Source organism: Odoribacter sp. N15.MGS-14 (genome assembly GCF_000980245.1).
GTDB classification, from domain to species: domain Bacteria; phylum Bacteroidota; class Bacteroidia; order Bacteroidales; family Marinifilaceae; genus Odoribacter; species Odoribacter splanchnicus.
In genome coordinates, this window is sequence record NZ_LARE01000048.1 from 1 (window position 1) to 21,865 (window position 21,865).

General features: G+C 45.0%; 12 protein-coding genes and 1 tRNA gene. 3 read left to right on the forward strand and 10 right to left on the reverse strand.

Going from position 1 to position 21,865, the window contains the following annotated elements; genetic code table 11:
- Nucleotides 1-107 precede the first annotated feature (107 nt).
- Complete coding sequence (locus WS34_RS10415; RefSeq protein ID WP_046404669.1) at nucleotides 108-905, forward strand: DUF1266 domain-containing protein; 798 nt, start codon at nucleotides 108-110, stop codon at nucleotides 903-905.
- A 199-nt stretch (nucleotides 906-1,104) separates the two neighbouring features.
- On the opposite strand, the gene WS34_RS10420 is transcribed toward WS34_RS10415, so the two are convergent.
- The 5 genes from WS34_RS10420 to WS34_RS10440 form a co-directional block, all read right to left on the reverse strand.
- A tRNA-Lys gene (locus tag WS34_RS10420) sits at nucleotides 1,105-1,180 on the reverse strand.
- Between the two features lie 85 nt (nucleotides 1,181-1,265).
- A complete protein-coding gene (locus WS34_RS10425) occupies nucleotides 1,266-1,865 on the reverse strand; it encodes an IMPACT family protein (protein ID WP_046404697.1) in 600 nt (199 codons plus the stop codon).
- Between the two features lie 153 nt (nucleotides 1,866-2,018).
- The gene (gene dnaA / locus WS34_RS10430; RefSeq protein ID WP_013610367.1) at nucleotides 2,019-3,443 is read right to left on the reverse strand and encodes a chromosomal replication initiator protein DnaA; all 1,425 of its coding nucleotides are present in this window, start codon (nucleotides 3,441-3,443) and stop codon (nucleotides 2,019-2,021) included.
- Nucleotides 3,444-3,830: 387 nt separating this feature from the next.
- On the reverse strand, nucleotides 3,831-5,012 hold the full coding sequence (locus WS34_RS10435) for an MlaD family protein (protein ID WP_046404698.1): 1,182 nt from the start codon (nucleotides 5,010-5,012) through the stop codon (nucleotides 3,831-3,833).
- Between the two features lie 30 nt (nucleotides 5,013-5,042).
- On the reverse strand, nucleotides 5,043-6,146 hold the full coding sequence (locus tag WS34_RS10440) for an N-acetylmuramoyl-L-alanine amidase family protein (protein ID WP_286693714.1): 1,104 nt from the start codon (nucleotides 6,144-6,146) through the stop codon (nucleotides 5,043-5,045).
- 383 nt (nucleotides 6,147-6,529) lie between these two features.
- Between WS34_RS10440 and WS34_RS10445 the strand changes: the two genes are divergently transcribed.
- A complete protein-coding gene (locus tag WS34_RS10445) occupies nucleotides 6,530-9,121 on the forward strand; it encodes a putative LPS assembly protein LptD (protein WP_233433994.1) in 2,592 nt (863 codons plus the stop codon).
- Nucleotides 9,122-9,298: 177 nt separating this feature from the next.
- Complete coding sequence (locus WS34_RS10450; protein WP_195305576.1) at nucleotides 9,299-11,689, forward strand: glycoside hydrolase family 127 protein; 2,391 nt, start codon at nucleotides 9,299-9,301, stop codon at nucleotides 11,687-11,689.
- 6 nt (nucleotides 11,690-11,695) lie between these two features.
- Here the strand turns inward: WS34_RS10450 and WS34_RS10455 are convergent, their stop codons facing one another.
- The 5 genes from WS34_RS10455 to WS34_RS10480 form a co-directional block, all read right to left on the reverse strand.
- A complete protein-coding gene (locus tag WS34_RS10455; protein ID WP_286693715.1) occupies nucleotides 11,696-12,838 on the reverse strand; it encodes a DUF4934 domain-containing protein in 1,143 nt (380 codons plus the stop codon).
- Between the two features lie 938 nt (nucleotides 12,839-13,776).
- Nucleotides 13,777-15,063 carry a M64 family metallopeptidase gene (locus WS34_RS10465; protein ID WP_118104768.1) on the reverse strand — a complete coding sequence of 429 codons (1,287 nt, stop codon included), beginning with the start codon at nucleotides 15,061-15,063 and terminating at the stop codon, nucleotides 13,777-13,779.
- A 58-nt stretch (nucleotides 15,064-15,121) separates the two neighbouring features.
- Nucleotides 15,122-17,524, reverse strand: coding sequence for a glycoside hydrolase family 127 protein (locus WS34_RS10470; protein ID WP_046404681.1), 2,403 nt, complete (start codon nucleotides 17,522-17,524; stop codon nucleotides 15,122-15,124).
- 24 nt (nucleotides 17,525-17,548) lie between these two features.
- On the reverse strand, nucleotides 17,549-19,783 hold the full coding sequence (locus WS34_RS10475) for a S9 family peptidase (protein ID WP_046404683.1): 2,235 nt from the start codon (nucleotides 19,781-19,783) through the stop codon (nucleotides 17,549-17,551).
- A 15-nt stretch (nucleotides 19,784-19,798) separates the two neighbouring features.
- Nucleotides 19,799-21,781, reverse strand: a complete 1,983-nt coding sequence (locus tag WS34_RS10480) for a retaining alpha-galactosidase (RefSeq protein ID WP_046404685.1) — start codon at nucleotides 21,779-21,781, stop codon at nucleotides 19,799-19,801.
- Nucleotides 21,782-21,865: the final 84 nt, after the last annotated feature.

Sequence of the window (21,865 nt, forward strand, 5' to 3'; positions counted from 1 at the left end):
AACGGCATACGAGATCATAAAACTCTTGCTGGAGAACGGTGAGTCGCCTTGGAAGCAGTCAAGTTGGGAAGCATAGCAATAGGAACCTTAAAAAGCATGATAACAATATGAACAACGATTTTTGGATATCCGTTACGATAGCTGCTGTCGTGGGTGGTTTTTGGCTTTTCAAAAAAGGGAAAAGCGCATATTCATTTATCAGAAAAATACGCAGATCTTTCAAAGGGGTGTGCCTGAATCCCAAATCGAAATTGAGCGACGAGCAATGCAAGAGGATTGCTGTCGGAGCCATGTATGCCTCTCAACAAGGAGCTTATCAAAACTCGGTAGAAACCGGTATTTCCGATATACTACCCAAGATACTCGGAGAATGGTGGGGTATTGAAACTACGGAAGCGGCCCGTAAAGAATTGGACTACCTTTGCGGAAAAGGGTACCGGTATTATTTTTCCTTTGTTTATCAGGCATTTTTGTTAGACAAACCGGAAGAGCAAGATGAAATCTTTCAGCAGCATATGACTTCTCAAGAAGATTACGACAAAATTGTCAGGCAGTTTCAGAACTTGCAGGAGACCTATGAGGAACTGCTTTCCTACAAAGTGATTGCACAAAAGGAAGATTTAAAACGTTACGGCGTTGCCGGTTGGGATGCGGGACGCATCTGCTTTCTTGCCCGTGCTTGTTGTGAAATGGGCTATATTTCCGAAACGGATGCCTGGAAATATATAGACATCGCATATGATATGGTACATGCCGAGTTCTCTTCGTGGGAAGACATGGCCATGAGCTATATTATCGGACGTTCCTTATGGGGCGGCAAGGGCGCATACAATTCTGTAATGAAAAGTACTGCCGATGAATTACTGACACATGTAAACAGTCCGTGGAAGAAATACGCCTGGTAAGCGACTTTTTCGGCACTATAAAATAAATTGTGTAAACAAAAATTTATTTTATAGTGCCCACTATCAATCCAACCCCGATTTTTCGATTGAACCGTGACCTTTTCATGGCGGTCGAGGTAGCCGAAAGGCAATAAAAAAGTCCCACAAAATATTAATTTTGCAGGACTTGTCTTTTTATTAACGCCTTTTGGCTTTTTTTTGGTGATCCAGCTGGGATTCGAACCCAGGACCCCAACATTAAAAGTGTTGTGCTCTACCGGCTGAGCTACTGAATCGTCGTTTCTTTCAGAACGCGGGTGCAAAGATAGGGAGGAAATCGGAGTTTGCAAATTTTTTATGGCTTTTTTTTCTAAAAAAATATTACTCTTCGATAATACTTAAAGAATCGATTTTCTCCAAACGTTTTATTAGTTTCGGGAGTTCTTTTCGGCGGATCGCCAACAACATTTCGCAGGATAATTCAAAGTTGCGTTCCAGGACTTCGGGATTTTCCTCCTTGATCACCTTCATGACATCGTTCAGGACTAGGTAACTGAACCGAATCCGCAAAATTTCATCTACGGTTTTTTCGACGATGACGGCATTCCGGATGGCATCGGCAGCAGCTTCACGATAGGCATTGATCAACCCCGATACCCCCAGCTTGGTTCCCCCGAAATAGCGCACGACAACAATCAGTACATTGGTCAGGTCGAAAGATTGAATCTGTCCGAATATCGGCTTGCCGGCTGTAGAGGAAGGCTCACCGTCATCATTCATCCGGAAATGGGTCTTAGCAGCTCCTAAGCGCCAGGCATAACAATGATGCCGGGCATCGTAATACTTTTCTTTTATCCCGGTAATAATTTCCCGAATTTGTTCTTCGGTAGCCACAGGGTAAACAAAGGCCAGAAACTTACTTCCTTTTTCTTTATATAAGCCTTCGGCTACTACTTCGACGGTTCGGTACAGATCTTCCATTCCAATTACAAAAAAGGACTCAATTACTGCCTCCAAAGAAGAGTAATTAAAAAACTTTCCGTTCCAATCGGGCACCTCAGCAGTTAAACATTCAGTTTACCGAATCTTCTTCTATTCCGGTTGGAACAATGCGGCTTCAGTAACAATGCCGCTTTAATTCCGGCAATACAATTTCCGTTGAATCTCCTCCACCTGGATCTTAAAATTCCGGTCAGTTTCGATCAGGTCGGTGACCGCTTTGCAGGCGTATAAGACCGTAGCATGATCTTTTTTACCAATTTGGCTACCGATATACGACAAAGAATACTTCGTATAGTTTTTACAGAAATACATAGCCAGTTGACGGGCTTGTACCACCTCACGTTTTCGGGTTTTCGTCTGTAAAAGCTCCGACGGAATATTAAAATGTTCACAAACCACTTCCTGGATTTTATCGACCGTCAATTCTTCCGTAGGTTTCTTCACCATTTTTCCAAGGATATCTCTAACGACGTCCACCGTCAGGTCCCTCTTATTAAAAGTCGACTGAGCCAGCAAAGAAATCATCGCTCCTTCTAATTCCCGGACATTATGATCGACATATTTACAGATATATTCGATCACTTCTTCTGAAAAATCGATACCGTCTTTCCGGGCTTTGTTCAACACGATTTCTTTACGTGTATCGAAATCCGGCGCCTTGATCTCGGCCGATAATCCCCAACGGAAACGGGACAGCAAACGATCTTCCATTCCTTCCAATTCGGCCGGAGCCTTATCACAAGTCAGGATCAACTGTTTCCCGGACTGATGCAAATGGTTGAAAATATGGAAAAAAGTATTTTGAGTACCGGTCTTTCCGGCCAGTTCTTGTATATCATCCAAAATCAATACATCGATCAACTGATAGAAATGAAGGAAATCGTTCACTTCATTCCGACGCACCGCCTCTGTAAACTGAGTCTGAAAGATATTGGTCGACACGTACAAGACGACCTTATTCGGAAAATTCTGTTTCACTTCCAGACCGATCGCTTGTGCCAAATGTGTTTTTCCGAGCCCTGAACCACCATAGATCAACAAAGGATTGAAAGCCGTTCCTCCGGGTTTCTGAGCGATAGCCATACCGGCAGACCTTGCCAAACGGTTACAGTTGCCTTCGATATAACTTTCCATGGTATAGGAAGGATTCAACTGGGAATCTATCTGAATCTGATTGGAAGCCCGTTCAAACGGGTTCTTCAGCGTACTGTGACCGGTCTGATCCAGATAAACCGTGCTGCTTGCAGGCTTCCTTACCGGATTAGAAGCTAAAGTCGTTGTCAGTGGCTCAGAAGGTTTACTTCTCTCCACCACAACCGAATAAGCCAATTTTGCATTGGGGCCGATTACCGCTTTCAAAGCACTCTTCAGAATATCGATGTACTCCCCTTCCAAAACTTCATATACATAAGCACTGGCAACCTGAATTGTCAGTACATCATCTTTAAAACGAACAGCACGTATCGGCTCAAAAAGCGTCTTAAACTTTTCAGGCAATACTTGCTTTTGAATCAAAGACAAACATTTCAACCAAATATTCTTACCTTCCTTTTCCATAGTCTATTGTTAGTCAGGTGTTTCTTACTTTTCACAACCCGCCTCTTTTCAGCATGCTAAATTCCATAAAAAAAAATCATAAAAAAAATGGGATTTTACTTGGTTATATTCAAAAAAAGCTTATCAACTAAGAACCAAGACATTAAATATAACCATCTGATAACAAATATATTACACTCCATCAAAATCATTTATTTTTATTAAAATACCTATACCCCATTTATCACATTCAAAGGTTAAAAAAAGGAGAGTACCCAACCTAATCGTTTCAGCTTAAAGGAAAAGTTTCTTACAACATATTAACATAACAAACATATTATACACATAATTATGTTAATAATCACCACAACGGCAACGCTCCTATTTAGAATGATTCAAATTAAGATTTTATTGAATTTTAACAATAAATGATTGTTTAAAGATTTTATTAACATCTTTCAGATCTTTCTCCGCTTGTTTCAAATTCTTATAAGTTCGGATCAAATAAAGATATTTCCCGTTTTTACGCATTTCCCTTAAATCGGGATATTTCCGGTATAATTCGGAATCCAAGGCCAAGGGTTCCTCCGATTCCGCAATCACGATCCCATAAGTATCCTGGGTCGATTTACCGGAAGAAAAGTCGAACAAAGATAGATTCACAAAGCGTTTTGGATTTTGCCGGAATTCGGTCAGTAATTTATTGAGATTTTCACTCACTGCCGTCAGATTATAATACAAATCACGGTCATTCACCACTCCCCCTAGTGTACCTTTCCCCCGGTTGATCTTCATGACAATGGAATCGGTCTGTGCCAAAACACTATTCAAATAACGAACGGTATTAGCCAGATTAACCGCTTTAAGCGAATCGCTGATCCCGGTAATATTATCCAGGCTACGGGTTATATTCGCATTACTGTTTTCCAGGTTTCCGGTTATGCTATTGATATTCTCGAGAATTTTAGAAATCCGGGAGGACTCGTTGGCCAGCAAATCGTTCAAAGTACCGGAAGCATGCTCTACGTTATCCAGTGTGCGGCTGACACTTTTCAAGGATCCCCGGATATTTCCATTGGCATCTTCACTAAAAATCTCCTGCAAAGCCACCAATACCGTATCCAAAGAGACCATTACCGTCTCGGCTTTCTTCTTCAAGGGTTCCAATTGTTTGTTCAGTTGTTCCATGATACCCAATTCCAATTCCGTTCTCAAGGTATCCCCGCTCTGGGCATAAGTCGTTGCATCTCCGGGGATGAGGTTGATGGCTTTCGAGCCCATCAAGTCGGCGCTACGGATAGCAGCAATGGTATTGGAAGATATCTGCAATTTTTTTCCCACGGTAAACTGTACCAATACCTTATCGTACCGTTCACCGGTAAACTGTATGGCACTGACCTGTCCGACACTATATCCCCGATAGATTACACTACTGGAAACTTTCAATCCATCCACCCGGTCATAAATACCATAAAACACATTATTCCGGTCGAACAATGCTTTCGCTTTCAAAAAATTAATTCCCCAGATCAATATAACAACAGCAGCAATTGCTGTTAATGCCAGTTTCACTTCTCTTTTAACCTTCATTCCCATAACATCTTAATATCTTACTACTTTTTATTTTTCCGACTCCAATTTTCTGGCTTCTGCCACAGTAATTACTTTATTATTATATATCGCAATGATGAAACAATCTTTCACCTTACGCTTTACGGAAGAAAGTTTTTTCTTCACTACATCTAATTCCTTATCCTTAACCACATAATAACGATAACGTCCTCCGGAATTTATTTCCTCCACCTTCTCGCCTGTACAAAGCTTTGCAGGAGTTTTGACTTTCGAAGGAACAGAAGCCACCTGAATAGCATAAAACAATTCGTTTTTTCCGGATTCGGCAACTTGCGTTTTTTGTACTTCTGCAGCCTTTACGGACTGATTTCCATCCGATGCCACTACCGGCCCGGGTTGTCCGGAACGGTTCACGCTACTTTTTTTCTCTACTTGTCGTTTATAAGTTTCAATTCCTTTAAAAATAGCAGTAGCGATCTTCGTTTGTCCGGCCTGCGACATTAAAAATTTCTCATCTTCCCGGTTAGAGATAAAACCCGATTCGACAAGGATGGCAGGCATTGTTGCATCTTTCAGTACCAGATAACCGGCTTGTCTGACCCCCCGGTCTTTATGATTGGTCGCTTTGACCATCTCTGCTTGTACGGCACCGGCCAGTTCCAGGCTTTTTTCCTGATGGATATTCTGCATCAAACTAAAAATAATATAAGACTCGGGACTTGTCGGATCGAATCCGGCATAATTCTTTTCATAATCCTTTTCATGCCTGATTACAGCGTTTTCTTTCATCGCCACTTCCAGATTTTCCTTGTTTCGGGTAGATCCCAGCACATAAGTCTCCAGTCCCCGCACAGAAGGGGTTTTACAGGAATTGATATGAATAGAAATAAAAAGATCGGCTTTACAGTCGTTGGCGATCTTGCCCCGTTTATTCAACTCTACAGGCACGTCTTTCGTACGGGTATACACCACCCGAATATCCGGATAGCGTTCCGAGATCATCTTTCCAAGCTTTAAAGCAATTCCCAAAGTGAGGTGTTTTTCCTGAGTAAGGGCACCGATTGCCCCGGGATCGCCTTCTTTATTAGCAAATCCACCATGACCGGCATCAATACAAATACATTTGATTTTTCCCGATTCTTTCTGAGCCATAGATTCATATGCGGAAAATATTACCAGTAACCAAAACAATATTCCGGTAAGTCCGTATCGAATTATCATGATATTTAAAACTTTTTAAAAAGAATGCTAGCTATTAACAATCAATATTTCTTACATTTGCAAACCGAATCCAAGGACCGGAATGCGTTTATTCATCACAAAAATAGTATAATAAATTGCAACTAAGAGCAAATATACTTCAATTTCTTACGATTTGCATCATTTTTATGATGGCAGCATGTTCCGTAGCATCACGGTCTTCACATGCCCGGAAAGATATTGCCGCCAGCGAAATGCAAGAAAAGACAGCAGCGGGAAAGCAGCAAGAATCAGTACAACCAGATTCGACGGTTCAAGATAAAACTCCCGGGCCGGTGATTAAAGAAGTCCATCACCCGGTCAAACGTCCGGCATCGGTCAGAGACAGTTTATCTGCTGCCGATTCGGCTTTAATGGCTCCCCGTCCGACTGTGTCGGATTCTCTACAGGTACAATCCGATACACTCCAAACGGATAGTACGAAAACAGAGAAACCTCTTTTTAAAGATGTAGTAGAATACAACGCAGCCGATTCGATCATTCTGGATGTTCCCAATAAAAAAACTTTTTTATATAAAAATGCCTTTGTCAAATATCTGACGACGGAATTAAAAGCCGACTACATCGAATTAGATATGGAAAACAGCCTGGCTTATGCTTCCGGTCTTCCTGACAGTAGCGGTACGATCGTCGGCAAACCCAAATTCAAGGACGGTAGCCAGGAATTCGAAAGTCTGGATCTCAAATATAATTTCAAGACAGAAAAAGGATTTGTCAAAGAGATCATCACCCAACAAGGCGAAGGTTACGTCCAGGGAAAGCTGACCAAGAAAATGTCGGATTCGGTATATTGTATCAAAGACGGCTGGTATACCACTTGTGACAAACACGATCATCCGCACTTCTACGTACGGTTGAGCAAGGCCAAAATGATCCGGGACAAAAAGGTCGTTTCGGGATTTGCCAATCTTTACATCGAAGATGTACCTCTCCCTCTGGCTATCCCGTTCGGATTCTTCCCGATCACCAAAAAAGGAACCTCGGGAATTATTATGCCTACTTACGGTGAAGAACGTATGCGGGGATTCAACTTGCGGGACGGAGGTTACTACTGGTTTATCAACGATTATGTAGACCTCACGGTTACCGGTACGATCTATACCAATGGGTCGTGGGGCCTCAACGTAGGTTCGAATTACAGAAAAAGGTATAAATTCAGCGGTAATTTCGATTTCTCGATGAGCCGGAACCATACCAGTGAAAAAGGGACTCCGGACTATACCCAGTCCAAAGACTGGTCCATCCGCTGGCAACATTCCCAAGATCCCAAAGCCAATCCTTATACGACATTTTCTGCTTCGGTAGATATGTCTTCTGCGACAAACAACTATTATAACGCCACCAATATCAATGATATAGCCAACCAACGTAAACAATCCAGTATTTCCTGGAGCAAAAAGTGGCCCGACCGTCCGTTCAATATCACAGCCAGTTTTACCCACAACCAGAACAGCCGTGACTCCTCGATCTCACTTTCTTTTCCGAACCTGAACTTCCGGGTATCCCAGGTATATCCTTTTCGGCGTAAAGAACGTGTAGGTGAATTAAAATGGTATGAGAATATCGGTTTCACCTACAATGCAGAGTTACGTAACAGTATTCAGACCAAGGAATCCGAACTGGGAAAATCTTTCCAGAATATGGCCCGGGACTGGCAAAATGGTTTTAAACATTCTATTCCATTGAGTACCAGCATCAATATTGTAAAAGACCTATCCCTTTCTCCCTCGTTCACTTATAACGGTGTAGCCTATTTAAGTTCGATCCGTAAAGGCGACTGGGTAGCCGATTCTACGATGCCGGGAGGGGGTTATATCCCTGTCGATACGGTATATGGCCTGCATTACGCCCACAATTACAACGCAAGTCTGTCTCTTTCTTACAACCCGACGATTTACGGTATGTATCAATTCTTACCGACTAGCAAAATTTTTGCCATCCGGCATGTCATCCGCCCCAGTGCCAGCGTATCGTATACCCCTAAAATCGGTGTACCTAAAAGTAAATACTGGAAAACTTACACAGATTCACAAGGTAACGATCAGGAATATTCTATATTCGACAACAAGTTATACGGAACCCCTTCCGGTGCCGAAGAATCGGGGAGCCTGAGCCTGAGCCTCGACAACAACCTGGAAATGAAAGTCCGGAACGACAAAGATACCACCGGCAAGGAAGAGTATAAGAAAATAAAACTATTGGAGAGCTTTCGTTTACAATCCAGTTATAATTTCTTTGCCGATTCTATGCGCTGGTCGGTGATTCAGTTATCGGCCCGGACCAAAGTATTCAATGAAAAAGTCAACATTAACCTGACCGGAACGTTAGACCCTTATGCCATCAATGCCAATGCCGTCAGAATCAACAGGTACAATGGAGGTATCGGACGTCTGACCCGCGTATCGGCTTCTTCGGGCATACAATTCTCTTCGGACAACGGGAAAAACAAAGAAGAAAAGAACGATAGACTGAACGGTCATTATGATGAATATATGGATTTCGATGTTCCCTGGAGTATCAGTCTGGATTATACGTTCAGTTATTCGAAGAATTATTCGCGCAATACCGCTCCCGGAGCCAAAAAACCTTTGAGCAGCAATACCATTTCGCAGATGGTGCGTATCAACGGCGACTTTTCCCTGACCCCGAAATGGAAGATAGGCTACAGCACCGGTTATGACTTCCAGCAGAAAGAAGTGACGGCTACCAGTTTCAACCTCACCCGCGACCTGCATTGCTGGGAAATGACCTTTTCCTGCATTCCCTTCGGCACGCACCAGTCCTACAATTTCCAGATCAACGTCCGTTCCAGTCTGTTGAAAGACCTGAAACTAACGAAGCGGGACTCCTGGTACGACAGGAGGTAAGCACACCCGGCACACCCGCTCAGCAATGTGCCGGTCAGCAACCGCAAGTCGCGCCGATTTTTTTCTGCCTTTGTCAAAAAAATTCTCCTTACCGGACAATATTGATATGAAAACGTACATTTCTGATATTTGTTTTCCTACCCCTATTCTATTTTTGCAGAGGTAAACCGAACAATTATGAGGGAAATAATATTCATATCTATACTCTGCGGAATGCTGAATTTCGTGGCTTGTCAAAAAAAAGTGACCGATTATCCGATCCAACCCGTAAATTTCACCCAAGTCCATTTAGCGGATTCTTTTTGGAGTCCTAAACTGAGTATAAATCGCGAAGTATCCATCCCGACGGCTTTTCACCAATGTGAAATCAACGGCCGTCTGGACAATTTCGCTCTTGCCGCAGGTCTGAAAACCGGAGAACACCAGGGAGATTTTCCCTTTGACGACACCGACATTTACAAAGTAGTCGAAGGAGCTTCCTACGTGCTGGCAGTGCAATATGACCCACAGCTCGACCATTATCTCGACAGTGTCATCCACCTGATAGCAGCAGCCCAGGAACCGGACGGTTATCTTTACACTTGCCGTACCAATCGTTGTGACCGCCTTCAGCGCTGGATGGGCAGCCGTCGCTGGGAGAAAGTCAATAGCCACGAACTTTACAACTGCGGACATTTATACGAAGCCGCCACGGCTCATTATTATGCTACCGGTAAACGTCATTTACTTGACGTCGCGATAAAGAATGCCGACCTGGTATGTCAGGTTTTCGGAACAGATTCAGGACAGATCCATCAGCCCTCGGGGCATCCCATTGTCGAGATGGGGCTTGTTAAAATGTACCGGGTGACCGGTAATCCCAAATACCTGGAAAAAGCGAAGTATTTTTGTGAGGAAGCGGGACGTTTCTCCGATGGGCGCCCTGCCAGTCCGTATAGCCAGGACCACAAACCGATCAAGGAACAAGACGAGGCTGTAGGACACGCCGTGCGGTTCGGTTACCTGTATTCGGGTGTCGCAGATGTCGCCGCCTTGTGCCAGGATCAAGGATTCATCGAAGCTTCAAAACGGCTATGGAACAATATCACCGACCGGAAATTATATATCACAGGAGGTATCGGAGCCAGAGCCTGGGGAGAAGGATTCGGGGAAAATTACGAACTTCCGAACATGACTTCCTATTGTGAAACTTGTGCCTCTATCTCCAATGTCTACTGGAACTACCGTCTGTTTTTACTAACCGGGGAATCGAAATATTACGATGTGCTCGAACGTGCCTTATACAATGGAGTCATTTCGGGAGTCTCTCTCGATGGGAAACGTTATTTTTACGACAATCCTTTGATGTCGGACGGTAGTCATGACCGGAGCGAATGGTTCGGTTGTTCCTGTTGTCCTTCCAATATCACCCGCTTTATGCCGTCCATTCCGGGTTATGTGTATGCCGTCCGAGGGAATACTCTTTTCGTCAATCTGTACATGGGCAACGAAGGTCAAATAACTCTGGAGGGCCAACCGGTCCGCATCAAACAGGAAACCCGTTATCCCTGGGAAGGCAGGATCAAGCTGACTTTGGATCACTCTCCTGCTTCTTCGTTTACTCTGGCTTTGCGTATTCCCGGTTGGGTACAACAGCAACCTCTTCCCGGCACCCTATATACCTATCTCGACAAAGATACAACAAGTTATACCATCAGCCTGAACGGAAAAACGGTAAAACCGGAAGTCCGGAACGGTTATGCCCTTCTCCGAGGCGACTGGAAGGGTAACGATCAAATCGTCCTGAATTTACCGATGCAAGTCAGAAAAGTGATCGCCGACCCACAAGTTATCGACGATCGTAACAAATATGCTCTAATATACGGTCCGATAGTATATTGTGTCGAAGCCAGCGATCATGACGGTTACGCTTTGGATCTGTTTACAGAGGAAGATACTCCGTTCAGTCCGGAGTTTAAGCCCGATCTGCTTCACGGTGTCATGACCCTAAAAGGCCAGGGATATCATTTACTTTCCGACGGCCATACGACTCTGCCAACCTCCGTGACGGCCATTCCTTATTATGCCTGGGACAACCGCGGAGCCAACGAAATGAATGTATGGATCCCTTATACCCGCGAGGCCAGCATTCCACGCCGCACAGAAACCCTGGCTTCACAAGCACAGGCTTCTGTTTCGATCCCTTACGGAGGATACGGTTTGAACGACCGGTTCGAACCCCGCAATTCGGCGGATAAATCGATGCAGTTTCACAATTGGTGGCAATGCTTTGGCACAGAAGAATGGGCTCAATACGAATGGGACCAACCGATGACTCTCACCGAAGCATCCGTATATTGGTTGGAATTAGGACATTACGATATCGATTTCCAACTCCCGGTCTCCTGGCGTCTCGAATACAAAGCCGGCGAGAAATGGCTGCCGGTAAAAAATACCGATCCTTACGAAATCGCTAAAGATAAATATTGTACAGTCCACTTCCAGCCCGTCAGAACCAAAGCTCTGAGATTAACCGCCCAGTTACAGGAAGGCAAATCAGCCGGAATATTGGAATGGAAAGTAAGGTAAAGTCTCTTAAAACTTAAACTTTATTTTTACCAACAGAGGGTTGCTATCTTCCGGGATCCGGAGATGGGTTTTCTGAATAATAGCTCTTTTTAAAAGATCCTGCCGATTCAGTAAGATTTCATCCCAGTCCCGGTAATCGTTATAGATACCATAAAAAAAGTCTTTATCGGCCCCCCCAATCATGAACATCCCGTCGGCATCATCTCCTTTTCTCTCCCAGGTAATCGTTTTGCTATTTTTAAAAGAGTGGATACAATAACAATCGGTTGCCTCAGGTCCGCAATACGAGAAATAGAAGTAATCCCGGGTATCGTAAATATAGACCGGCATTTTATAATAATCAGAACGGAGATAAGTTTGCAGATCCGATGAATACCGGTTTTTTATCGTCTCTTTCCCAAAATCGATTTTCACCCGGGGTACCGGCAAACTATCCGAAAGATAATAACAGATATTATCACTATCCTGAGGCCGGAGAATATATCGATTATCGCTAGTCTGGGTTATCAGAGCTATATTCAGGCCATAGTCTTTACGAGGCAGAAATTTTTGCAGGATTCGCCCCTGTTCGTCATAACGATACAAACAATAGAAATCTTCCGAAAAATTATTCTCGTCCATTTGCGGGCAATAATACAAAAAAGCCGAATGACCGGGTCCACTCGCTATCGCATCGAAGCCATTACATATCTCTGGAAGCTCCAGTGTCGTTTTCCGGATAAACCGTCCGGTCTCCGTACTATATTTCACGATCTCACATCCTCCCAAAATCCATAATTCCCGGGCATCCTGGCTGAGGCATACATCATCGATAGTAAGGTATTCTTCGGGGCCACGGCCATTCTTTCCGATTTGAAATAAAAACTTTCCTTCAGGACTGAACATGAACATGCTGGCAGTACTTTTAATCAGGACATTTCCGTTAGGCAAAAGCAGTATTTTTCCCACCAGTCCGATCAACGCTTTCCCGGTAGTCTCCAAAGGAACAACTTCAACCGAATCGATATACGGCAACAGGTCGTCCACCGCATTTCCTGCACTCAAGGGAGTTATTATTTCCTGTTCAACCGAAACCGGTTTACTCTGATTTCCGCACCCGGCAAGAAACAGGAAGAAAGAAAAGAAGAAAAAAGATTCTAATTTTAGCATAGACATAAGGTTCTCTTTTTCAACAAAGATAGTAAAAAAGGTTTATAAACCTTAAACAAGCAAGAAGTAATTTTAAGTACCTTACGCACTAATTTTATTTAGGTTTTAAAAGTTGTACCCCGAACTTCAGGTTCTCTCAACAGGAACAAAGTGAGTCCCGGCAAACCGGTCACCGAAGACGAATTAGTAACGACGAATAAACTTACATTTTTTAATTTTAATAAAAAATCATTATTCACTTGTTTATCTTCAATTTTTTCTTTTCCTTTGTAAAACAGATACAAGAGGTATCTGTCAACAAAATGTTGATGCGTTACTATTACGCGTTCTGAAAGCAAGAAAACTGACAATTTTTAAATAGGAAATCAGAACGATTGTAGCAACGCTCACGTAGGAGGTTCGTATATCAATGATACCTAAGCGTGAGCTTGCTCTTTCTGTTCCTAACCATTGTCAGTGGTTCTTGCCAGATTGAGTTAAGTTCCACGCTTTGTTGTTTTAAAGGCAGCTCCGCGTTTTTCTCAATCCACTCAACATATATACAATTATTAGGCTACTGTTTGAAAGCAGACCGGATACTCCAACAGGCCTCCCAAGCCGTGTGTACAACTATTATACATTCAACCGGCTGCTTTCTTTCAACTATTGACTTGGGATTTCGGGCTAATGAATAGCCGGGGATATGTCTCGACGACATATCCCTTTTTTTATTCTGCCCTAAGTTTAAGAACCGCTTGCGGCATACCTTCCGGGCCGACTTTTACCGTAATCTGTCCGTTTTTTCGTTTACTCCTGCTCATGGCTATCGCCCGTCCGTTCCAAGTATTGCGTTCATTCTCCAGATAAGATCGGAATCTTTCAGCGAGGCATGTCTACTCCGGAATGTTCCGGGAACACTCCGGACCATCGGCCTGCATATTAAAAATTACTCCGTACGATCAACGACACAGAAAATCGATTTGCTTCCGGATCGCCTGACTACATACGGGGCAAAAGATATCGATGGTATGCAGGTTATTCATCAGACAGTTGGGCCATGGACGATACACTCCTTTATTCACATAGCCACCTCCTTCATAAACCCCTAATTTCTGAGGTGTTTTTTCATTGACAGGAGTAGGAACCGGCGTTTTCGTGTCCAGCATCTTTTTCCATTCCTTCCGGCCGAAATCGGTCAGGGTGGTCAGATTGGCTTCCCATGGCTCTACATCGGTCGGATACATATCGTTGTACGACACGTTGCCAATATATTCATCCCCTAATCCCAGCAACACATGTCCGAATTCGTGTACATAGATTTTACCGGTACGGTTAGGATGGTGAGCTGCACTGATACCATAAAAATTATAGATTCCGCCACCACCATATTTCTGCGTATTGGACAACACATAAATATGATCATACGGCACATGGGCAGCGATATCCCGGAGTCCCTGAAAGTCCTCGATCATTTGATAACGTTCCGAGTCGAAGGTATAGTAGCGGGCTTGAGCCGCCGTATTCCGCCATACATGTTCGCCGGGAATAGTCACACCCGATTCCATCGAAGGGGCCCACACCGCCCGGATATTAAAACGGGCAGCATTCTCCTTGAAAGGAGAGTAACTGAAAAACTCTTCAGCAAACACCCGGCAAGCAGCTGCAAATTTCTCCTTCTCATTCTGGGTATACCCTTCGGGAACGAGTACGATATCTACCCGCGTCGAGGGATTACCGTTATAGGCCACCTCGAAGGTCTCGTAGCGGGGAGTAAACTTTTTCACAAAATAAGAATTGGGATCGATGTCCTGTTCGAATTTCTTTTCAAAAACTCCTTTCCGGTTACGGGCATAGATCTCGATCCGTACCTCATTTTTCGGGTAAGGGAAAACCACCGACTCAGGCATGGCTTTACGCACAGTCTGCGCTTCAGGAGTGGTTTGCCACTCATTGAACAAGGTACAATAGCTTCGGGAATAAATCTCTTTACCACTGGCTTTATCGAAGATTTTAAACAATTGCACCCCATAACCGGTATCATCCAGCAGAGACACTTTCGAACCTGCCCAATAGGGTTCTTCCTTCAATTCGTCGAAAAAATACTCCTGGTTCCGGCTATCTCCGCAATGGTAGTAGTCGAACCGTAGTGTCTTGTCCAGAAAATACCGTTCAAAGGGTGTCTGGGCCGTCAACTCTCCTGTCATCCAGGTACAGAAAAATAAAAAAATGATTTTCAATAAGTTCATGTTTTGTTAGTTTGATTTTCTTTACAAAAATAACAATAATGACGAGGTAAGCCAAAAGTTATTTCACTTCCCACTCAAAAATTCCTGCCGCATTATCCTCCGGCAATTGAACTTCGAGTTTCACCGCAGCGGTTTTCACCGGTTCGAATTCCACCGTACAGGGAGCATCTTTCTGAATCGGATAATCAGCCGTATTTTTCACCGGGACCCATGCTCCGGCTTCATTTTTATAATATACCTTCCATGCTTCCGGTATCCGGCAACCACCCCACGGGCCGTCGTCGAACCAGTAAACGGTAGAAGAAGAGACAGTCTGTTCGCCTTTGAAGTCGTATACAATCCATTCGGTTGTATTCTTTTTCGGCCACCAATGGTAATAAGGCATCGAGCGATCCTCGGGATTCTGTGGTTGCAAACGGTCGTTTACCGCCGAGATAGCACTACTCCGGTGAGAGGCAGAAACCTCACTTTCGGAAGCAATCGTCGGCGGCATTGCCGGACGGGTAGCATTCAGGTCGATCGGTAGCCAAACGGTCATCTCTCCGGCTCCCCGATGTGCCCATGCATAATAAGGAATCAGGGATAAAGTGACTTCTTTTGCCTCCAGACGTCCCTCTTTATCGAACTCCAGCGTCTGAGCCTGTGTTTTCAACAGCTCTATGCCGTACAACAGATCACTGCGGTTTTCTACGGTAAATTCGGGTGTTTGATTCATCAGGATTCCCCGGACACTGAAATCATTATCCGGCCATTCGGCACAATACACCACCGGTCCTCGCTCGACGGATACCCGTCCACGATCGGCTTCCACTTTATAATTCGCTTTTACAATCCGCGGTTCCATATCGAAATGAATATCTACGATATCCCCTTTTTTCCATTTGCGTTGAATGGTAAAATAACCTTTTTCCAGCGTACTCTCTGCCGGCTTACCGTTCACTTTCACTGTATAGCCTAGTTTTTTGCCATCGGCATAACGGTACAAATCGCTCGGTACGACCTTTCCCTGCACCCAACCCGGAATCCGGATTTTCATCGCAAAATCGGAAATTCCGCGGGGAGTCACGGCCACCTGTATATCCCCGTTCCAGGGATAAGAGGTAGACTGTTTCAATCCTACTTTCTTCCCGGCGACTTCGAGGGTCGATTCGTTGGCCACAAACAAATTGACATAAACTTCCTTATCTTTCACAGCATAAATATATCCCGGAACAGAAGGAATAAAACGGCAGGCATTCGACGGGCAACAGGCACATCCGAACCAGGGCGAACGTTGATGCTGGCCGATAGATTCCAAAGGATTGGGATAAAAGAAAGCCCCACCGTCCAGAGAAATCCCCGACAATACGCCATTATAAAGGGTACGTTCGAGTACATCGTAATATTTGGCATCTCCTTTCAGCAGAAACAAGCGATAATTCCAATACACATTACCGATAGCGGCACAAGTCTCACAATAGGCCGACATGTTGGGTAATTCGTAATTTTTACCGAAAGCTTCACCACTGCCGGTAGCTCCGATTCCGCCTGTAATATACAACTTTTTAGTAACGACATTCTCCCAGATCCGGTCGATCGCATCGATATACTCCTGATCACCGGTCAGGGCAGCGACATCGGCGATACCGGAATACATATAAGCAGCCCTGACAGCATGTCCGACGGCCTCGTTCTGTTCCAGAATCGGCTTATGAGCCTGGCTATATTCGTCTTTCCGTTCCGTATATCCCCGCTTATCCAGGAAAAATTTCGCTTCATCCAGGTATTTTTTATCCCCGGTCACCACATACAACTTCGCCAAAGCCATCTCGGCGATCTGATGTCCGGGCACTTTCACCTGCTGTCCGGGTTTATCACCGATCTCACGGCAAACACAGTCGGCATAGCGGATCGCAATATTCAGAAAGTTTTTCTGTCCGGTAGCCTGATAGTGAGCGACAGCCCCTTCAACCATATGCCCCAGGTTATAAAACTCGTGGCTCAGGTCTTCCACTTTTTCCCAGCGTTTCGATCCGGCCCATTCATGGGGGTGTTCCGGATTCATCGTCCGGGAAGTATACAGGTATCCGTCCGGTTCCTGTGCCCTGGCAACGATCACCAGCACACTGTCGATATATTTTTTCAATTTTTCATCCGGATACGTCTGCAACAGATAGCTGGCCCCTTCGATCGTTTTATACACATCGGTATCGTCAAAAGAAAATCCGGTTACTTTATTATGAGGACCGGGATTAGCGGCCATTTCGAAATTCTTGTAGCGTCCTGTTTCTTCGCATTTACTGAATGCCAGCGGAATCGTCACTTCACGGCTGGCTTTCAGTCGTTGTCCCCAAAAGGCATCGTTCACTTTTACAGCTGTAAAAGGAACCGGGGTAATGGGATAACCGGTATGTCCATTCTTCTGAGCACACACACTCAGTGCCAGACATGCGGCAACAAAAGTCATCACTCTTTTTTTCATAAGCTTTTTATTTATGATTCGATTTTATTTCTTTTCCTCTTTATTCCAATCCGGAGTTTGCAGGCCTTGTAAATGCCGGATAAAGAAATCCCGTCTTTTCCGTTCACCGTAAGCTCCGCCCATCGTATGCCGCTGGTTGGGCAATACTACAAATTCAAACTCTTTACCGGCACCGATCAAAGCATTCACCACCTGGAAAGTTGTCGAAGGATCGACATTATCGTCCAATTCCCCCAGGATCAGCATCAATTTCCCTTGCAGACGATAAGCATTCACCGTATTGGAGCATTCTTCATATTCTTTTCCGACGGGATACCCCATCCACTGTTCATTCCACCAGATCTTATCCATCCGGTTATCATGGCAACCGCAAGCAGCGACACTCACTTTATAAAAATCAGGGTGGAACAATACAGCTCCCATCGCATTTTGTCCGCCTGCCGAGCAGCCATAAATCCCAACCCGGTCGATATCCATCTCAGGATATTTAGCCGCCGCAGCCTTCATCCAGGCGATACGGTCGGGAAAGCCTCCGTCTTTCAGGTTTTTCCAACATACATCATGGAATTTTTTCGAACGGTTAGCCGTCCCCATTCCGTCGATCTGTACCACGATAAAGCCCAATTGCGCCAAAGCGGCATCTACCGGAGATACGGTGAAAGATTTCGGGACAAAAGAATCATGTGGTCCGGCATAGATATACTCGATTACGGGATATTTTTTGGACGGGTCGAAATCTACCGGACGGACGATAACTCCCCAAATATCGGTTTCTCCGTCTCTTCCTTTAGCACAAAACACTTCAGGCATTCTCCACCCTTCTGCCAGCATCTTGCTGATATCGGCCTTTTCCAAAGACAACAAGACCGATCCGTCTTTCGCACTACGCAAAGCAGCTACCGGCGGACAATCGATCCGGGACCAGCTATCTGTAAAATAGGTATAATCCCTGGAAAATTCCACTTGATGGTTTCCATTTTCAGGTGTCAGGCAGAGCAATTCTCCATTCTCTATATTCAGCCGGTATACTTTCTCGAGATAGGGATCTTCACCGGCATCTTTTCCGCACCCTACCAAATAAACCACCCTGGCGGCATCGTCCACATGCAACACCCGTTTCACTACCCATTCCCCTTTGGTCAGTTGTCGTTTCACCTGACCGTTATCCGCATCATAGAGATAAAGATGGCGCCATCCGTCACGCTCCGAAATCCAGAGGATCTCGTTCCGGTCTTTCAGATCGTAGCGATACAGCAAATTATAATAAACAAAAGTAGGCATCTTCTCCCCGATCAGCACTTGAGCCTTCGGGTTGTCCCCGGTGACTTTATAAACTATATATTCCTGATGTCCCCGTTTGTTATAATCGAAAGTAAAAGAACGGCTGTCATCGGCCCAACGGATATTGTTCAGGTTAAACTGTTTTTCCGGTTCGGCAAACTCGATATTTACCTGTCGTCCTTCCTCCACCAGAAACAATACCGGTCGTTTGACAGGCAGGGCATCTCCCGGTTTCACATAATCGATCTCTTCCATTTTGGGTTGCAGTTGTCCGGCAGGCGAAGACACGACGGTCTTCAATTTCCGGATCCAGGCGGGGCGGTATTTACAACTCACCAATTTCCGGGAATCCGGCGACCAGCAGATAAAAGAAGAATAGTATTCTCCGGGGGCTCCGTCGTAGCTCAGCCGGTTCACCTTGCCGTTGCTTATATCACGGACAAACAGATTTCCTTCACTGACAAAGGCTTCTTTTTTTCCATCGGGCGAAGGAGTAGCTCCCTGCCAATTCTCTTCATTCACACCTCCCCAGTGGCCTTCCCGGCGGCGGGGTTCTTCTTTCACCTTACCAATCATCTTATTTTTATTCCGGTCGTAAGTATATTTCATGCCTTCGGTCACAAAAGTCAGTTGTTTCAGATCGTCCGAAAACGCAATCTCCCGGAAAGGCATTTTCCCGGGTTCCACTTTTCGTCCCAGTTCAGCCGTCAATGCTTTAGCCATAGCTTTCTGATCGAAAGCCGGTTGTTTCTGTCGTTTACCGGCATTCACCAGTATAAAATCGGTACCTGCAGGAGTCTTGACCGCATACCAGCAAAAATGTGTATTTCCGATCCAGCGGGGAGTGATATTCCCTCCAAAATACCCGGCCTCATACTTTTGCCTGAACCCGTCTGCTTCGGCATATTTTTCTTTCAGCTCCTGTGCACAAACGGCACAACTGAACACCAATAATAAAATAACAGGAATAATTTTCATAAGTTTATAATTTTATCAGTTATGATTTTTCTTCAACCTGATAGCAAATCCTCCTCCCGGAGCAAGTTGCATCTTCAACCGATCCTCTCTTTTTACATCACGATATTCATGCCGGTAATCCTCTCCCTTTTTATCCGCATTTATACCGTCGCAGAAAATTTCAGCCCGGAACATCCCTTCCGGCAAGAAACTCAAATCCAAATCCACCGTGCGTGCTTCCCAATCGGTCAGTCCTCCGACGATCCAGTCTTCCCCCACCCGCCGGGCAGTAACGATATATTCTCCTATTTTCCCCTGCAATATCCGGGTTTCATCGGCCACAACGGGTAAACCGGCGATAAAGCGGGTACATTCGGGTTCCTTGCGATAGGCGGTGGGGGCATCACACAGCATCACCAACGGACTGTCGAACACGATATAAGTAGCCAGTTGATGACAACGGGTCCCCTGACTCATCGGGCTACTGTAAATATCCCTGAAGTCCTTTTTCACTGCATTCCGCATAGCTCCCTGGGTATAATCCACATTCCCGGCCATCATACGAATAAAAGGCATAGTTACGTCGTACAAAGGCATATCGGGATTACTCCATTTCAGTTCCTCCATGCCGAAAACTCCTTCGAAATTGATCGCATTCGGGAAAGTACGGTTGATTCCGGTCGGTTTATACATACCGTGAAAATCCACGAACAGCTTATATTTTGCAGTAGTCTCCGCGATCCGGTAGACCATCTCTACCGCTTTCTGGTCATCCCGGTCGAGGAAGTCGACTTTAAAGCCCTTAATCCCCATACCGGCATAATACCGGCAAGCCTTTTCGAGCTGCTCGTCCAGCACGTTCATCACCGCCCACAGAATCAGTCCGACCCCTTTGTTGCGGGCATATTCGGCCAATTCCGGTAAATCGATCTCCGGAACAGTGGTCATGATATCTCCCTGTTTGGGATCCGACCAACCTTCGTCGAGCACCACATATTCGATTCCTTGTTCCGCAGCAAAGTCGATATAATGTTTATAAGTCGGCGTATTGATTCCTACTTTAAAATCCACTCCGCTGATCCCCCAGTCGTTCCACCATTCCCAGGCCACTTTCCCGGGTTTTATCCAGTTGTAATCACCGATCCGGTTAGGAGCTGCCAGCGCATACACCAGATGATTCACCGGCATCTGGGTATCTTCTGCAGTCACTGCCATAATTCTCCAGGGAAAGGTACGTTTACCGGCTACCCGCGCAATATAAGGCCTGCGGGTTTTCACTGTCTCCTGACAACGCCACTTATTCTTAAACGTTTCCTGAGGATAGGCTGCAAACACCCCTTTCAAAGCCGGCGTTTTTCCATCTCCACGGACGAACATGCCCGGATAAGCTTCCAAATCGGATTCCAGTAAGGTCAGTTTCACCGTACCGGCATCCACAGTCAAGGGTAAAAAAGCAGGTAACTCTGTATTATATTGTGTAAGAGGAGCTTTGGTGTAAAAATTTTGGAAAGCCATATTCCAGGGATCTTTCGGATTGGTAGAATACGGTATATAGGCTTCAAAATCATCAGCAAAATTAAATTCAGCCCTCTCCTCCACCACTGTCATCTCTCCTTTCCGGCCGGCCACGAACCGATAGGCCATACCATCGTTATAAGCCCGCATCACCAGCGAAAAACCATTGTTCAACCGGAGTTCGAGTTCATTACAATCGATTCCGAACTCCTTCACCCGATAGAACGGAGCCTGTACCGTCTCCGACACATGCCTCTGTTTTGTTCCTGTTATACGGATATTTTCCCAATGATCGGCTTCCGGCAGGTCGGTATGAAGGGCTATCCGGGAAGGTTTCAATAAAAGCCGGCCATCATAGAAAAGTGAATAAGCAATCCCCTGTCCGGCAGTCACTTCGAGTTTCACTTTACCGTCCGGCGACTTTAAAGTATACATTTTCACTCCGGCTTGCAACGCCAAAGCCAGGACAAGTAATACTCCTGTTCCAACGATTTTTTTTACCATATGCAATTTTTTAAAGATTTACTTTCCACCGTTACTTTTCTTTCTGTCCTCCCATTTCCGCTCCGTTAAGTGAGGTTAAAAATA

Bases quoted from the DNA above. Each gene is read 5' to 3' on its own strand.
- WS34_RS10440 (WP_286693714.1), bottom strand. From the start codon at position 6,146: ATGGCTCAGAAAGAATCGGGAAAAATCAAATGTATTTGTATTGATGCC.
- WS34_RS10415 (WP_046404669.1), top strand. From the start codon at position 108: ATGAACAACGATTTTTGGATATCCGTTACGATAGCTGCTGTCGTGGGT.
- WS34_RS10480 (WP_046404685.1), bottom strand. From the start codon at position 21,781: ATGGTAAAAAAAATCGTTGGAACAGGAGTATTACTTGTCCTGGCTTTG.
- WS34_RS10475 (WP_046404683.1), bottom strand. From the start codon at position 19,783: ATGAAAATTATTCCTGTTATTTTATTATTGGTGTTCAGTTGTGCCGTT.
- WS34_RS10470 (WP_046404681.1), bottom strand. From the start codon at position 17,524: ATGAAAAAAAGAGTGATGACTTTTGTTGCCGCATGTCTGGCACTGAGT.
- WS34_RS10450 (WP_195305576.1), top strand. From the start codon at position 9,299: ATGAGGGAAATAATATTCATATCTATACTCTGCGGAATGCTGAATTTC.
- WS34_RS10435 (WP_046404698.1), bottom strand. From the start codon at position 5,012: ATGAAGGTTAAAAGAGAAGTGAAACTGGCATTAACAGCAATTGCTGCT.
- WS34_RS10455 (WP_286693715.1), bottom strand. From the start codon at position 12,838: ATGCTAAAATTAGAATCTTTTTTCTTCTTTTCTTTCTTCCTGTTTCTT.
- dnaA (WP_013610367.1), bottom strand. From the start codon at position 3,443: ATGGAAAAGGAAGGTAAGAATATTTGGTTGAAATGTTTGTCTTTGATT.
- WS34_RS10425 (WP_046404697.1), bottom strand. From the start codon at position 1,865: ATGGAAGATCTGTACCGAACCGTCGAAGTAGTAGCCGAAGGCTTATAT.
- WS34_RS10465 (WP_118104768.1), bottom strand. From the start codon at position 15,063: ATGAACTTATTGAAAATCATTTTTTTATTTTTCTGTACCTGGATGACA.